The sequence below is a fragment of the Chlorobaculum sp. 24CR genome (assembly GCF_004118635.1).
In the GTDB taxonomy this organism is placed as follows: domain Bacteria; phylum Bacteroidota; class Chlorobiia; order Chlorobiales; family Chlorobiaceae; genus Chlorobaculum.
The window spans coordinates 63,295-75,975 of the sequence record NZ_SDGU01000066.1; the positions used below are offsets into that span (position 1 = coordinate 63,295).

13 protein-coding genes are annotated in these 12,681 nt (G+C 56.7%); 6 read left to right on the forward strand and 7 right to left on the reverse strand.

Going from position 1 to position 12,681, the window contains the following annotated elements; all coding sequences use genetic code 11:
• The first annotated feature begins 8 nt into the window (after positions 1 to 8).
• From amrB to EST62_RS11905, 4 genes are all read left to right on the forward strand, one after another.
• A complete protein-coding gene (amrB, locus tag EST62_RS11890) occupies positions 9 to 1,100 on the forward strand; it encodes an AmmeMemoRadiSam system protein B (RefSeq protein ID WP_129052309.1) in 1,092 nt (363 codons plus the stop codon).
• 261 nt (positions 1,101 to 1,361) lie between these two features.
• A complete protein-coding gene (locus tag EST62_RS11895; RefSeq protein ID WP_129052293.1) occupies positions 1,362 to 1,709 on the forward strand; it encodes a hypothetical protein in 348 nt (115 codons plus the stop codon).
• A gap of 127 nt (positions 1,710 to 1,836) precedes the next feature.
• Positions 1,837 to 2,151 (forward strand): helix-turn-helix transcriptional regulator, encoded by a 315-nt coding sequence (locus EST62_RS11900; RefSeq protein WP_129052294.1) that lies wholly within the window; start codon positions 1,837 to 1,839, stop codon positions 2,149 to 2,151.
• 250 nt (positions 2,152 to 2,401) lie between these two features.
• The gene (locus tag EST62_RS11905) at positions 2,402 to 2,899 is read left to right on the forward strand and encodes a hypothetical protein (protein WP_129052295.1); all 498 of its coding nucleotides are present in this window, start codon (positions 2,402 to 2,404) and stop codon (positions 2,897 to 2,899) included.
• Between the two features lie 171 nt (positions 2,900 to 3,070).
• Here EST62_RS11905 and metF read toward each other — a convergent pair whose 3' ends face one another.
• On the reverse strand, positions 3,071 to 3,943 hold the full coding sequence (metF, locus tag EST62_RS11910) for a methylenetetrahydrofolate reductase [NAD(P)H] (protein ID WP_129052296.1): 873 nt from the start codon (positions 3,941 to 3,943) through the stop codon (positions 3,071 to 3,073).
• 98 nt (positions 3,944 to 4,041) lie between these two features.
• Here metF and EST62_RS11915 point away from each other — a divergent pair, with 98 nt between their 5' ends.
• On the forward strand, positions 4,042 to 6,228 hold the full coding sequence (locus tag EST62_RS11915; protein WP_129052297.1) for a ComEC/Rec2 family competence protein: 2,187 nt from the start codon (positions 4,042 to 4,044) through the stop codon (positions 6,226 to 6,228).
• Between the two features lie 189 nt (positions 6,229 to 6,417).
• Here the strand turns inward: EST62_RS11915 and EST62_RS11920 are convergent, their stop codons facing one another.
• The 5 genes from EST62_RS11920 to EST62_RS11940 form a co-directional block, all read right to left on the reverse strand.
• On the reverse strand, positions 6,418 to 6,690 hold the full coding sequence (locus tag EST62_RS11920; protein WP_129052298.1) for a hypothetical protein: 273 nt from the start codon (positions 6,688 to 6,690) through the stop codon (positions 6,418 to 6,420).
• Positions 6,691 to 6,712: 22 nt separating this feature from the next.
• The gene (locus EST62_RS11925) at positions 6,713 to 7,273 is read right to left on the reverse strand and encodes an NUDIX hydrolase (protein WP_129052299.1); all 561 of its coding nucleotides are present in this window, start codon (positions 7,271 to 7,273) and stop codon (positions 6,713 to 6,715) included.
• A complete protein-coding gene (locus EST62_RS11930) occupies positions 7,270 to 8,724 on the reverse strand; it encodes an ABC transporter permease (protein WP_371414698.1) in 1,455 nt (484 codons plus the stop codon). Before EST62_RS11930 ends, EST62_RS11925 begins: the two co-directional genes overlap by 4 nt.
• A 172-nt stretch (positions 8,725 to 8,896) precedes the next feature.
• Positions 8,897 to 9,496, reverse strand: a complete 600-nt coding sequence (locus EST62_RS11935; RefSeq protein WP_129052301.1) for a 50S ribosomal protein L25/general stress protein Ctc — start codon at positions 9,494 to 9,496, stop codon at positions 8,897 to 8,899.
• Between the two features lie 38 nt (positions 9,497 to 9,534).
• The gene (locus EST62_RS11940; protein WP_129052302.1) at positions 9,535 to 10,506 is read right to left on the reverse strand and encodes a ribose-phosphate pyrophosphokinase; all 972 of its coding nucleotides are present in this window, start codon (positions 10,504 to 10,506) and stop codon (positions 9,535 to 9,537) included.
• Between the two features lie 166 nt (positions 10,507 to 10,672).
• On the opposite strand from EST62_RS11940, the gene lpxD reads away from it, so the two are divergent.
• Positions 10,673 to 11,734: a UDP-3-O-(3-hydroxymyristoyl)glucosamine N-acyltransferase gene (gene lpxD / locus EST62_RS11945; RefSeq protein WP_129052303.1), complete on the forward strand. Its 1,062-nt coding sequence runs from the start codon at positions 10,673 to 10,675 to the stop codon at positions 11,732 to 11,734.
• A 268-nt stretch (positions 11,735 to 12,002) separates the two neighbouring features.
• Here lpxD and EST62_RS11950 read toward each other — a convergent pair whose 3' ends face one another.
• Positions 12,003 to 12,605, reverse strand: coding sequence for a glycoside hydrolase family 15 protein (locus EST62_RS11950; RefSeq protein WP_167599342.1), 603 nt, complete (start codon positions 12,603 to 12,605; stop codon positions 12,003 to 12,005).
• Positions 12,606 to 12,681: the final 76 nt, after the last annotated feature.

Here is a 12,681-nt window from a genome sequence, read left to right on the forward strand (position 1 = left end):
AACCTGTCATGCGAACCGCTGTCTCAATTTTTCTTTTTTTCGCGTTCATGCTTGCGAGCGGCACATTGCCAGCTCGCGCTGACGCTGCGCCATCGACTCGCGCTCTGGCCGACACGGTTGGGTTTGCGCATCGGGCATGGCAGATGGACTCCGTTATGGCGCGAATCAGGTCGCTCAATCGCGACGATCTGGCCCGAACGGAGCAGCCAGAGGGAACCGCGTGGCGGGCGGCGATTTGCCCGCACGACGATTATGCGTACGCAGGCTGGCTCTATCCTGCCGTATTGCGGAATATCAAGGCAAAGACGGTCATCATCTTCGGCGTCGCGCACAAAGCGTGGCGCTACGATCTCGAAAACCGCCTTGTGTTCGACAGCTTCAGCTCATGGCGCGGCCCGTACGGAAAGGTCACGGTGTCGCCGCTGCGCGATGAAATCATCAATCGTTTGCCTGCCGACACGGCGGTTGTGCACGATCCGATGCAGAGCGAGGAATATTCCGTCGAGGCGATGATTCCGTTTTTGCAGCACCAGAACCGTGATGTTGAAATCATCAGCATTCTGGTGCCTTTCATGGATTTCGAGCGGATGCAAACCGTTAGTCAGCACCTTGCCAAAGTGCTGTTTGCCGTGATGAAAAAGCATGATTTGCGCTGGGGAAAAGATGTCGCCATCCTCATTTCATCCGACGCCGTGCACTATGGCGAAGAAGCGTGGGGCGGGCACAATTTCGCTTATTTCGGGACGGGCAGCAGGGCCAATGAACTGGCCGAAGCGCATGACAGGGAAATCATCAGCCAATGTTTCCAGTCAGAATTGACCAAGCAAAAAATCGCCCGGTTTTATAGCCACACGACCAATCCGGATAATTTCAAAGAATCAAAATGGAGCTGGTGCGGCCGCTACGCCATTCCCGTCGGCCTTTTGACGGCGCTCGATCTCCAGCGGCTCGAAAAAAGCGATCCGTTATCGGGAGTCCCGATTGCCTACGCCACCAGCATCAGCCAGCCGCATCTGAAAGTCGATGATCTGGGAATGGGGGAGACGGCGATTGCCACGGAGAGGCATTGGGTTGGTTATCCGGCGGTTGGGTTTCGGTGAGGCTCGGATAATCTTTTTTTTCGCTGGCCAACCCTTGCCCGCATATCCGGGTTTCCGGTTTTTCCGTATCTTGACCGTATAAAGTTTCTGTTGATCCTGAGCGATTACCCCTTACCCAAATTGCCCGGATTCGACAAGTGATTACCATAAAATACGTTATCGTTACAATCCTTCACTTTCGCGATCATTCGCGGCTCCGCTCTGATGTTGTGATTGTTTTTCATAATACTTAACTTAAAAGTGAAACAGGGCTTTTCCATTGTGCCGGTCGCGTCGGGCGACGGCGGTTCTCTTTATACGATTCAGTATGAAGGCGAGTCGCGTACGGAGTTCGACAAGTTTCTTGAAAACAAGGAGGTTGCGCAGGAGCATTTGTCTTTTTCGAGGCTTGCCGCCAAACTGAATGAAATGGTGAATGAGTATGGTTTCGTTCGTGAGTTTTTCAAGGAAAAAGAGGGCAAACGGTGGGATTATGTCGTTGCATTAAGCGACGGAAAATTAAGGCTTTACTGTTTGAGGACGGAAAAATTTCCTGCTGATTGCGGGCAACGGAGGGGTGAAGAGAACGCGGACCTACCAGCAGGATGCTCATTTGAGCGCTTCGGTTGAGGAGTTGCAGCGGGTGCACAAGCTTTTGATGAGCAGGATTTATTCAGGTCGCATTCTTGTTGAGCGCCACACCGGTGTTTTGCGTGGTGCGTTGAATTTTGGACAGGAACGGTAACAGGGAATAGCTATGTCATTATTTAAGAATGTTTTGGATACGATACCTCTTGGTACAAAGAAGTATGTGAACCGGCAGCTCGGTTTTGCAGCCACGGTGTCGGAAAAGCTGAAATCGGTCGGTATGACCCAGCGGGAGCTTGCGGAGAAAATGGGGAAGAAGGCGTCGTACATCAGCCGGATTCTCTCCGGCGACGCCAACCCGACTCTGAAAACAATTGCCGAGCTTGAGGTTGCGCTTGGAGTGGATGTTATCGCATTCACCCTTGAGAAGAGTGCCGCGAAAGAGGGTGCTGTGGTGACGATGGTGGTTGGTGAAAATGTATGAAGGTGCGAGGGAGTTGGTGTGGTTGCTGCGCCACCAGCATCGCCCAGCCGCATCTGAAAGTCGATGATCTGCAAATGGGCCGGACGGCGATTGCTTCGCCGCGCCATTGGGTCGGTTATGCGGCGGTTGGGTTTCGGTGAGCTGTAATGCCTGAAAGATGAGAAATGGAACGTATTGCAGTTTGTTCTGGGATTGTGAAATACTAAAGTTATATTAATTTTATTTTGTTAATAAGCTAAAATTGTGGCTTATGATTAAAGTGCCGACCGATAACTTATATAAATTTATGGCTGTTTTTGGTCTTGTTTTGATCGGCCTTAGTATTTATGTTTTTGTACGTTTCGTTGATGTTCAAATGGTTAGAAATGTTGATGCGAATAGTAGGATTACAAAGCTAAAAATTAAGGATGATATTGCGCTTATGCGTTTAGATGATGCGATACGTAATGCCCAGCGAAGAGAGGCTTTGGGGGCAAAAAAAACTAAAGATATTAGTGCAAAGAGTGATTCGAGTAAAATTATATATGATAAGATGATGGGAGAGGTTCAGAATGATATAGAGATTATGGGTTATTATGATAAACTCTATAGTTTATATTTGACTATTGTGATTATTTTTGGTGTTTTGGGTTTTATTTTGATGTTGACTGGTTTTGTTTTATGGTATATTAAATTGCAAAAATATTTGGATGATAAAATAAGAGGCCAAGGTTCGGTTTTCTGTGATGAGGTCGATGCAGATGTTTAGGAGGAATATTTTTTTATGTTAAAAAATATATTCTACTACATCGTTGATGTTTTTATTTTTATGCTATAAAGCTTCATCGCTTGCCGTTGGATTCCTTATAAGAAGACAAAAATATTTGGCTGTAAAACTGAGTAGACTCAGCGTTTGTAACAGTCAAATATCATCGCTATCTCACCCCCGCTTCAGATTCCTGAATATCTTCAGCGTCGCTTCGGAGAGGTTGAGGGTGTAGAAGTGGATGCCTTTTACTTTGTGATCCAGCAGTTCCTGTACCTGGCTGGTGGCCCAATTGACACCGATTTCGGCGACCTCTTTGTCATCCGACGCTTCGAGTACCTTGCGCAGCAGCTTCGACGGGATTCTTGAGCCGAGGGCGAGTTCGCCCATGCGGATCATCCCTTTTTTGCTCATGATCGGCATGATGCCGGGGATGATCGGTACGGTGATGCCCGCCAGATCGCAGCGCTCGACGTAGTCGAAGTAGTCGCGGTTGTCGAAGAAGAGCTGCGTGACGATGTAGTCCGCGCCCGCGTCAACCTTCTCCTTGAGGAATTCGAGTTCCTTCATCCGGTTCGGCGTTTCGGGGTGGCCTTCGGGAAAGCCCGCCACGCCGATGCCCATTTCCGGGAAGTTTTCGCGGATGAAGCGCACCAGGTCGATGGCGTGGGGGAAGTCTTTGATCGCCTCTTCGAGCGTCGGAATGTCGGCGGGTTTGTCGCCCCGGAGCGCCAGCACGTTTTTGATGCCGTGCTCACGGTAAAGCTTCAGGACGCTTTCGATCTCGCACTTCTCCGCGCCGATGCAGGTCAAATGCGACACGACCGTCAGGCCGGTTTCCTGCTGGATTCTCGTGACCAGATTGTGCGTACGCTCGCGCGTGGAGCCGCCCGCGCCGTAGGTCACGCTGACGTATGAAGGTTCAAGGGGGTTGAGATTCGTGATGGTTGCAAAGAGCTTGTCCCAGTCTTCCTGTTTTTTCGGGGGGAAAAATTCCAGGCTGAAGACCGGTTCGGTTCTGGCGTCGAGTATCTCTTTGACAAGCATCCGGGTAAGGTTTTTTTTTCGGTTTGAACGGGAAATGACCGGAATATACTAAATTATCCTGTTGCCTGAATTCTGAAATAACCGCCATAACCCCTTTTATGAAGCGGTATTTCCTTCCAGCTCATCCCGCGCTACGTTTGCTTGCGTACGCCGTTTTCGGTATTGCGCTGGCGTTCGCTTTGCCGGTTTCGCCCTTTGCGTGGCTTGGCGTCGCGACGTTCTTGTGCGTCGTGACGGGACTGCTGCTTTTCGTGAATCGCAAGCGGTTGCCATCCGGCAAGGTCTCCGTGCTTTGTGCGGCGAGCTATCTGTTGATGGTGGCTGCCGCGTTTGCGTTTCACGCTTCGGCGGCGTTCCGGCTCGCGCCTTCGCCGTCGCTGCTTTCGTGGATCGGGCGGGAGGTGATCCTTTCCGGCATCGTGGATGGCCGCCCTGTCGTGAGCAACGGCAAGGCGCGGATGCGGGTGCGGGTGTGCGAAGTGTTCGAGGATGGCCGCACGACGCCGGTTTCGGACTGGGCGAAGGTTGTCGTCCGGATGCCGGGAGACGAGGAAACACGGTTTCAGGAGGGCGATTTCGTCAGGGTGAAGGGGAGGCCTGCGTTGATTCCCGGCGCGTCGAACCGGGACGAGTATGATGCTCGTTTCCGGGAGCGTCTGAAGGGAACGCACGTCCAGATTTTCTGCGCCGGACCGTGGCAGGTGCTCCGGGAGTCAGCGAAGCAGGGCTTCTCGCCGATTCGGGCGTTTGTCAATCCTGCGCGCAACTACCTGACGTCGGCCATCGACCTGCGTTTTCCCGGCGGGGCGGAGCGGGGCTTTATCAAGGGGATGATGCTTGGCGAGCGGGAGATGGTCGAGGAGGAGGTCTATGACGCTTTCCGGCTGACCGGTACGGCGCACGTGCTGGTCGTTTCGGGGTTTCACGTGGCGCTGCTGGCCTCTGCGGTCAGCCTCGCTGTGCAGCGCCTGCGGGTCAGGCCGACGGGGAGGTGGGTGTCGCTTGTCATTGTCGTGGCGGTGATTGCGCTCTACAGTTTCGTGACCGGCAATGCGCCCTCGACCCGGCGGGCGGCGATCATGGCTTCGGTGATTTTTGTTGGGCGCGAAATTGGACAAAAGCGATATCCGCTGAACCTTCTGGCCACGGCTGATCTGCTTATTCTTCTGATTGATCCTCTCGAACTCTTCAATCCGGGATTTCAGATGACCAACGGCGCGGTGGCGGGTATTATGACGATCTATCCGTGGCTTTCAGGCCTCGTGCCTGACGGGAAGGGGGCGTGGCGGCATCTTGGGCATCTTTTGTGGAGCGCGTTCAGCGTGAGCCTTTCGGCGATGATCGGCATCAGCCCGGTGATTGCGTTCTATTTCGGCACCTTCTCGCCGTCTGGCATTATCGCCAACGTGCCGGTGGTGTTTTTTTCGAGTCTGGCCATGTACGCTTCGTTTCCGATGGTGCTGTTTCACGGCTTTGCTGGCGGCGTGGCGGAGCTTTTCGGACTCAGCTCGTGGCTGTTCGCCCGCATCGCGCTTTGGTGGGTCGAGCTGTTCGGACGCCTGCCGTTTGCCAGCGTTGAGGTGCATCCCGATCTGTTCCGGGTGGCGGCGATGTACCTGATGATCGCGTTCGGGCTTCATGCGCTGTTCAATCGGGCGCGAGGTCGGCTGGCGATTGCCGTGCTGGTCGGCCTGAACCTGTTGCTCTGGCATGATGCGCTTCGCCCGGTTCCGGAGCCGCCGAAGATGGTGACGGTCAATTTCGGACGGGATGTGGCGGTGCTTTTTTCGTCGGGCGGCGAAACGTTGCTGGTCAATGCTGCTCGCCAGCCGATGGATCGGGAGCGCATCCGGCGGCAGGCGGAGCTGTGGGGCCTTGCCGTGCCGACGGCTGTGGCGGGGTTGCTTTCGTCCGCTTCGGATGAGCAGCTTCAGCCGTTCGGCGCCGGATTCATGCCGGAGTCGCGGCAGTTTGCCGTCCGCCGTCCGGCGGAGCGTGTGCTCAAAATCGACGCCAAAGCGCGGTCGTGGCTGCTTGTTTCGGGGCTGAAGCAGCTCGAAACGCAGCGTGCGGACGGGGCCGACGTGGTGCTCTGGATCGGCAGGTTCAGCGAAAGGGATTGGCGGCGGCTCGATGTGTGGATCGCCTCGGCCCGTCCGCGCCGGATGCTGATCGTGCCGGGTTCCTCGATGCCGTTCGTCCAGCGCGGCCTGCTCGCCCGCTTCGCCTCGCAGCACCCGTCGGTCGAAGTGCGGTCGCGGAGCGAGCAGACGGCGTGGTATTGAGGGGGGTGATTTTTTCAGGTCGTTGTCCGTGAAGGTCTGTGTTTGTCCGTGTTAGTCCGTGGGTGGACAGGCACGGACAGTGTGAACGCAGGATTGATGTTTTGTAGGGGCGGGTTTTATGCCCGCCCTCTTTGTAGGGGCGGGGGAGCGGTTTGTCGAAGAAGGGCAGTCCCTTGCGGCTGCCCTTTCCTACCCGTTCTCCCTGCTGAAGAGGTTGGCGGGGGCGAGCGTGTCGAGGATTTTGGCGACGTCCGCCGAGAGGCCGGGCGGGTTGAGGTGGCGGAGCACCCCGGCGAGGGTGGCGATTTTGCCTTCGATGGGCAGGAATTTGTTGACCACCACGATCATGTTCTCTTTCACCCGGCAGTCTCCGCCGATGAAGCTCCCTTTTTCGTACCGAACCTTGCGCCCCGTCGAGACGAGAGCCGCTTCGAGCAGGTCGAGCTGTTTCTGCTTTTTCATGCCGCGCCTCTCCCTCCGCCGGTCAGCCGCGTTGCAGAAAGTACTTGAGCACCGGGGCCGAGTGCAGGGCCTGAATCATTCCACCGTCGAAAACGATCTCGCGCAGGCGCTCCAGCGGCGTCAGGTGCACGGTGATCTCCTCGGTCGGGTCGAGCTGCTGCGAACCAGCGAGGCTCACCCCTTCAGCGAGGAATGAGTAGGAGATGTTATTCTGAAGAGCAGGATTTGCACTCAACTCCATCAACGGCTTCCACGTTCCGCCGCTGTAGCCGGTCTCTTCGAGCAGCTCCCGTTTCGCTCCGTCGAGCAGCGATTCTCCCTCATCGAGCACTCCGGCGGGCAGCTCCCACGACACCTCGCCGAGGCCGTGGCGGTATTGGCGGATGAGCACCGCGTCGCCGGCTTCCGTGATGGCCAGCACGTTTACCCACGCCGGAAACTCCTGCACGTAGTAGTCGTCGATCGTTCGTCCGCTCGTGAGCCGCACCTTGTCCCGCCGCACGGTGAGCCACGGGCGGCGGTGCAGGTAGGCCGATTCGAGCACCTCCCAGCGCTCCGGATCGTTGTCGATACGCCCGCTCATCCGCGCATCCTCGGGTCGAGGGCGTCGCGGATGCCGTCGCCGATGAGGTTGAAGCAGACCACCGTCGAGAGAATCGCCACGCCGGGAAAGGTCGAAATCCACCAGTGGTTCAAGAGGCTGTCGCGCCCCTCGTTGATGATGTTGCCCCAGCTCGGCGTGGGCGGCTGCACGCCGAGGCCGAGGAAGGAGAGGCCTGCTTCGGTCAGAATGATGCTGCCGATGCGCAGCGTGGCGGCCACGATCACCGGCGTGAGCGTGTTGGGCAACAGGTGGCGGAAGATGATGCGCAGGTTGGAGAGACCGAGCGACCTGGCCGCCAGGATGAACTCCTGCTCCTTGAGCGAGAGCACCTGCCCGCGCACGATTCGGGCCACGCCCATCCAGCCGGTGAACGAGAGCGTGATGACGATCAGGTAGATCGAGTTGCCGAAGGTGGCGATGATAATCAGAATCAGAAAGAGCGCCGGAAAGGCGATGAGCACATCGACGATGCGCATCAGAAAGCTGTCCACCCAGCCGCCGAAATAGCCCGACGAGATGCCGATGACCGTGCCGAGCGACACCGAGATGAGCACCACCAGAAAGCCGATCGAGAGCGAGATGCGCGAGCCGTAGAGTACGCGGCTGAAGATGTCGCGCCCGTACTGGTCGGTGCCGAGCAGAAAGGTTTTGGTGACGGCGTACTCCGGCTTCTGGCTGTTTCCGGAAACGTTGACGAGATCGGTGAGTGGCAGGCTTTTTTCCCTCATGCCTTGCCGGAACAGCACCTCGTTGCCTTCGATGTGGTAGTTGTTGACGAACTTCAGGTTGTGCGCCTCGTTGCGCGACCGGAGCTTCTGGCTTTCGAGAATCAGTGTGTTGGCCGCTCTTGAAGTCAGGTCGTTTTCTTGTCTGAGCGGAATGATCACCGTCCGGTGCTGGCGGAGCACCAGCGCTTCGAGGCGTGTCAGCGGCGGCCGGTAGGCGGTGACGAGGAAATCCTGCTGGTCGTAGGGGCTGAATGGAGAGAGCAGTGGCGCGAGGAAGGCGACCGAGTAGAGTACGAAGATCACCATCGAGGCCGCTACCGAAATGTCGTTGCGCTTGAACGAAATCATGCCGAGCTGCCAGAGACTCGCTTTGCCGGACTGGCCGGTTTCTTGCTCCCGGAGCGCTTTGCGGTACGAGCGCACGGAAAAGCGCAGAAGCAGGTATGGCGTTATCAGCAGATAGAGTGCGGCGATCCAGAACTCGAGCGTTTCGATGGTGAATATCTGGCTGAAGTCGGCGGGTGAGAGCGCGAGCAGCGTCACTCCGGCGAAGATCGAACGGATGCTGATGAGGAAAAGGTCGAAACGCGCGGCAAAGAGGGCAAGGAAGGCCGCCGTCGAGAGCAGGTAAAACAGGCCGGCGGCGCGTTTGCCAGCGCTCAGGAGGCCGAGTCCCGGCACGATTCGGTAGAGTACCGGCATGGATGATTTGCTTGCTCGTTGCGCGGCCATCGGGAACAGGTTAATGGACAGGTCTCAAAATATCCTCAAAAAAACGATACATGCCGCACGATTGCAAACCATGAGACGAAAAAAAAGCCGCCTTTTTTGAAAAGGCGGCTCGTGTTCATTTCGCAAAGAGGTCGAAGGCGGATCAACCCTCTGAGGAAGCCTCTTCGGTGGAGGCTTCGGCCTCTTTTCTCGGGGCCATGATTGACAGCACAGAGGCGTCGGCATCGCCGAGAATCTGGATGCCTTCCGGCGCGACGGTCTGAAGGTCACTGATATGCAGTGTCTGCCCCAGTTCGAGAGGGGTGACATCGATGGTGAAGTGCTCCGGCATAGCCTCCGGCTTGCCCTTCAGGGTCAGCGTGTGCTGGTTGATCTGGAGTTTGCCTCCGCCGATCTTCACGCCGGCGCATTCGCCCTCAAGGTGAATCGGTACTTCCATCTCGACCACTTCGTCAGCCGAGAAGCGCTGGAAGTCGGCGTGAATGACGCGGTCGGTTACCGGGTCGAACTGCACATCTTTGATGAATGACCGGACGGATTTGCCGTCGGGGTACTGAAGGTCGATCAGGTGCGACTCCGCCGAATGGACGAGTTTGCGCAGGCTGATTTCATCGACGCTGATGGCAACGGTTTCCTCTCCTTTATGATAGACCACAGCCGGAACTATGCCCTGCTTGCGCAGTCTGGCGGCTTCTTTTTTCTTCACATCGCGAAGGTTGACAGACAATGCTCTTGTTTCCATGCTCTTCCTCTGGCTCCTTTGACAGTTAACGCTTGTAATTAATGATTGTTGGTAATTTTGTGCGAGATGTTCTTGATGTCGAACAGATAGCTGACCGACTCTCCGTCATAGATTCTCTTGATGGCTTCGCCGAAGAGATTGCTGATGGTGACGGTTTCGATTTTCGGGCAGTAGTCGTGCTCGCTGACCAGCGAGTCGGTGACGATCACCTTTTCGAACACCGAGTTGTTGATGCGCTCGATGGCCGGGCCGGAAAGGATCGGGTGGGTGGCCGCGGCGTAAATCTTCAGGCCACCGGCCTCCTTGATCGCCTTGGCGGCGTTGACGATGGTTCCTGCCGTGTCGATCATGTCATCGACGAGCAGCACGTTTTTGCCTCTGACGTCGCCAATGATGTTCATCACTTCAGCCACGTTGGCTTTCGGACGGCGTTTGTCAACGATCACCAGCTCGGTGCCGAGTTCGGAGGCGAACTTGCGGGCGAGCTTGACGCCGCCTACGTCCGGCGAAGCCACGACGAGGTTGTCGGCAATATCCATGTTCTTGACATGGTCGATCAGCACCACGCTCGAATAGAGGTGGTCGAACGGAATATCGAAAAAGCCCTGAATCTGCGGGGCGTGCAGGTCCATGGTCAGAATCCTGTCGGCTCCGGCCTGCGTGAGCAGGTTGGCCACGAGCTTGGCGGTGATCGCCACGCGGGGCTTGTCCTTTCTGTCCTGACGGGCATAGCCGTAATAGGGCAGAACGGCGGTGATCCGGTACGCCGAAGAGCGCTTGGCGGCGTCGATCATGATGAGCAGTTCCATCAGATTGTCAGCCGGGGGATTGGTGGACTGGATGATGAACATGTCCGAGCCCCGGATCGACTCGAAGTAGTTGACCGAAATTTCGCCGTCCGAGAAATTCTCCGCTTTTGCGTCACAAAGTGGCATGCCGAGATAATCGGCGATTTTTTCCGCAAGTTCGGGATTGCTGCGTCCAGCGACTATTTTGATTGGTGTTTCCATCGCTCACTGCTTTTTCTGATGAAACGAATTATATTACGCCTTCATCTTCGTTTACCGGATACCTTCATTGCTGTGCCGTAACCGGAACGGGAAAGGATTTGGAATATAGTAAATCCGATTAAAATTATAAGTAAATTTTCTGGCATTCCCTGTCAGTTACTACACCATGAAGATTGCGGAAATTAAAGCCTTTCTGGGGCGCTGCTTTGATCCGGTCGAGCTGGTCGGCGCGGACGACATCGAGATTACGTCACCGGCCAAGATCGAAGAGGCCGCGGCGAGCCAGGTCACGTTCGTGGCCAATGAAAAGTATTACCGCCACATCGGCTCGACCGGCGCTTCGCTGGTCATCGTCGGCCAGAAGGCTCCGCTCGAAGAGGCTCCAGCCGGAACCAGTTTTCTGAGGGTTGCCGATCCTTACACGGCCTTTGTGTTCATCCTCCAGCACTTCTCCGGCAAACGCCGCATCGCGGCTCCCGGCATCGCAGCATCGGCCTCGGTCGCTTCGTCGGCTCGTTTCGGCAAGAACGTGTCGGTCGGCGAGAACGCGGTGATCGGCGAGAACTGCGTCATCGGCGACGACACGGTGATTGGCCCCAACACGGTGCTCATGGATAGCGTGACGGTCGGTTCCGGATGCGAACTCTATCCGCTCGTGACCATTTACGACGGCACGGTGATCGGCGACCGGGTCACGATTCACAGCGGCACGGTGATCGGGGCGGATGGCTTTGGCTTCGCGCCGCAGAAGGATGGCTCTTACATCAAGATTCCGCAGATGGGCACGGTCGAGATCGGCGACGATGTCGAGATCGGCGCGAACACCACGATCGACCGGGCGACGATGGGGGCAACCGTCATCGAAAAGGGGGCCAAGATCGACAACCTCGTGCAGATCGCCCACAACTGCCGGATTGGCGGCGACACGGTTATCGCCTCGCAGGCGGGAATTTCCGGCAGCGTGAAGATCGGACGCCGGTGCCTCATCGGCGGGCAGGCGGGCTTCGCGGGCCATCTCGAACTGGCCGACCGCATCTCGGTGGCGGCCAAGGCGGGGATTTCCAAATCGTTCATGGAGCCGGGTCAGGCGATTCGCGGCGTACCCGCCCAGCCGATGCGCGACCAGCTCCGCCAGGAGGCCCAGGTGCGCGGGCTTGGCGAGATGAAGTCCAGGCTCGATGCGCTTGAAGCGCGGTTGCTGGAGTTGCAGGAACGGCTCGACGGGTGAGCGCCTTTGCGTTTCGTCGCCTCTGCGGTCGAAAGTTTCCTTGCAAGGCGGAACGCAATGGCTGAGGTCGTTCCGCATCGAGGCGATTCGGTCGCGGAGCGAGTCGTCGCAGAATGGCAGGAGATAGCCGACAATCTCCGGATTACCGTCGCGCCACTGAACTATCCTTGCCCGCCTCGGTTTTCCTCTTTTGCAATTGTCCATTTCTGCACTTCCGCATCCAGCCGGTTGAAGAAGTGGTGCGCGGCCATGTCGAACTGCTGGTCGTTCATTTTTCGCATGACGGATTCGCGTCTGGTCGTTTGCTGCCGATCAGCGAGGCTGCGGCGTTGATGTAGCCGATGTGGCTGAAGGCCTGCGGAAAGTTGCCGAGCATCGCCTTGCTTCGGGGATCGTACTCCTCCGAAAAGAGTCCGAGATCGTTGGCGGCGTGCATCGTTGTGTCGAGCAGCTTTTCGGCTTCAGCAATTTTTCCCGACAGGGCGAGGCACTCGATCATCCAGAAATTGCAGAGCAGAAAACCGCCCTCATCTCCTTTGAATCCGTCATCGGCGTGGTACCGGCTGACAAATCCCTGGTCCATCAAATGCTTCCGGCAGGCTTCGATGGTGCCCTGGACGCGGCTGTCGGCAACCGGCAGAAAGCCGACGAGCGGCAGAATCAGCAGGCTTGCATCGAGGATGTCCGTGTCGAAACGCTGGACGAAAGCGTTCAGCCTCTGGCTGAATCCGCGACCGAGCACCGCGCTTTTGATCGCTTCGCGTTCGCGCTCCCACCGTTCGAGCGGGGCGTCGAAGCCGAAGCTCCGGGCGATGGCGATGCCGCGGTCGAGCGCCACCCAGCACATCACCTTTGAATCTCTATGGGATATATTCCCCGAAGCTCTGCTTCGTTAAAGATAAAAGTGTAATAATTGAGCACATATATTCATAAAAGTCATAATGTAT

What these genes read in the sequence shown, in the direction of transcription:
- amrB (WP_129052309.1), top strand. Translation starts at nt 9, where the DNA reads ATGCGAACCGCTGTCTCAATTTTTCTTTTTTTCGCGTTCATGCTTGCG.
- EST62_RS11900 (WP_129052294.1), top strand. Translation starts at nt 1,837, where the DNA reads ATGTCATTATTTAAGAATGTTTTGGATACGATACCTCTTGGTACAAAG.
- EST62_RS11905 (WP_129052295.1), top strand. Translation starts at nt 2,402, where the DNA reads ATGATTAAAGTGCCGACCGATAACTTATATAAATTTATGGCTGTTTTT.
- metF (WP_129052296.1), bottom strand. Translation starts at nt 3,943, where the DNA reads ATGCTTGTCAAAGAGATACTCGACGCCAGAACCGAACCGGTCTTCAGC.
- EST62_RS11915 (WP_129052297.1), top strand. Translation starts at nt 4,042, where the DNA reads ATGAAGCGGTATTTCCTTCCAGCTCATCCCGCGCTACGTTTGCTTGCG.
- EST62_RS11920 (WP_129052298.1), bottom strand. Translation starts at nt 6,690, where the DNA reads ATGAAAAAGCAGAAACAGCTCGACCTGCTCGAAGCGGCTCTCGTCTCG.
- EST62_RS11925 (WP_129052299.1), bottom strand. Translation starts at nt 7,273, where the DNA reads ATGAGCGGGCGTATCGACAACGATCCGGAGCGCTGGGAGGTGCTCGAA.
- EST62_RS11930 (WP_371414698.1), bottom strand. Translation starts at nt 8,724, where the DNA reads ATGCCGGTACTCTACCGAATCGTGCCGGGACTCGGCCTCCTGAGCGCT.
- EST62_RS11935 (WP_129052301.1), bottom strand. Translation starts at nt 9,496, where the DNA reads ATGGAAACAAGAGCATTGTCTGTCAACCTTCGCGATGTGAAGAAAAAA.
- EST62_RS11940 (WP_129052302.1), bottom strand. Translation starts at nt 10,506, where the DNA reads ATGGAAACACCAATCAAAATAGTCGCTGGACGCAGCAATCCCGAACTT.
- lpxD (WP_129052303.1), top strand. Translation starts at nt 10,673, where the DNA reads ATGAAGATTGCGGAAATTAAAGCCTTTCTGGGGCGCTGCTTTGATCCG.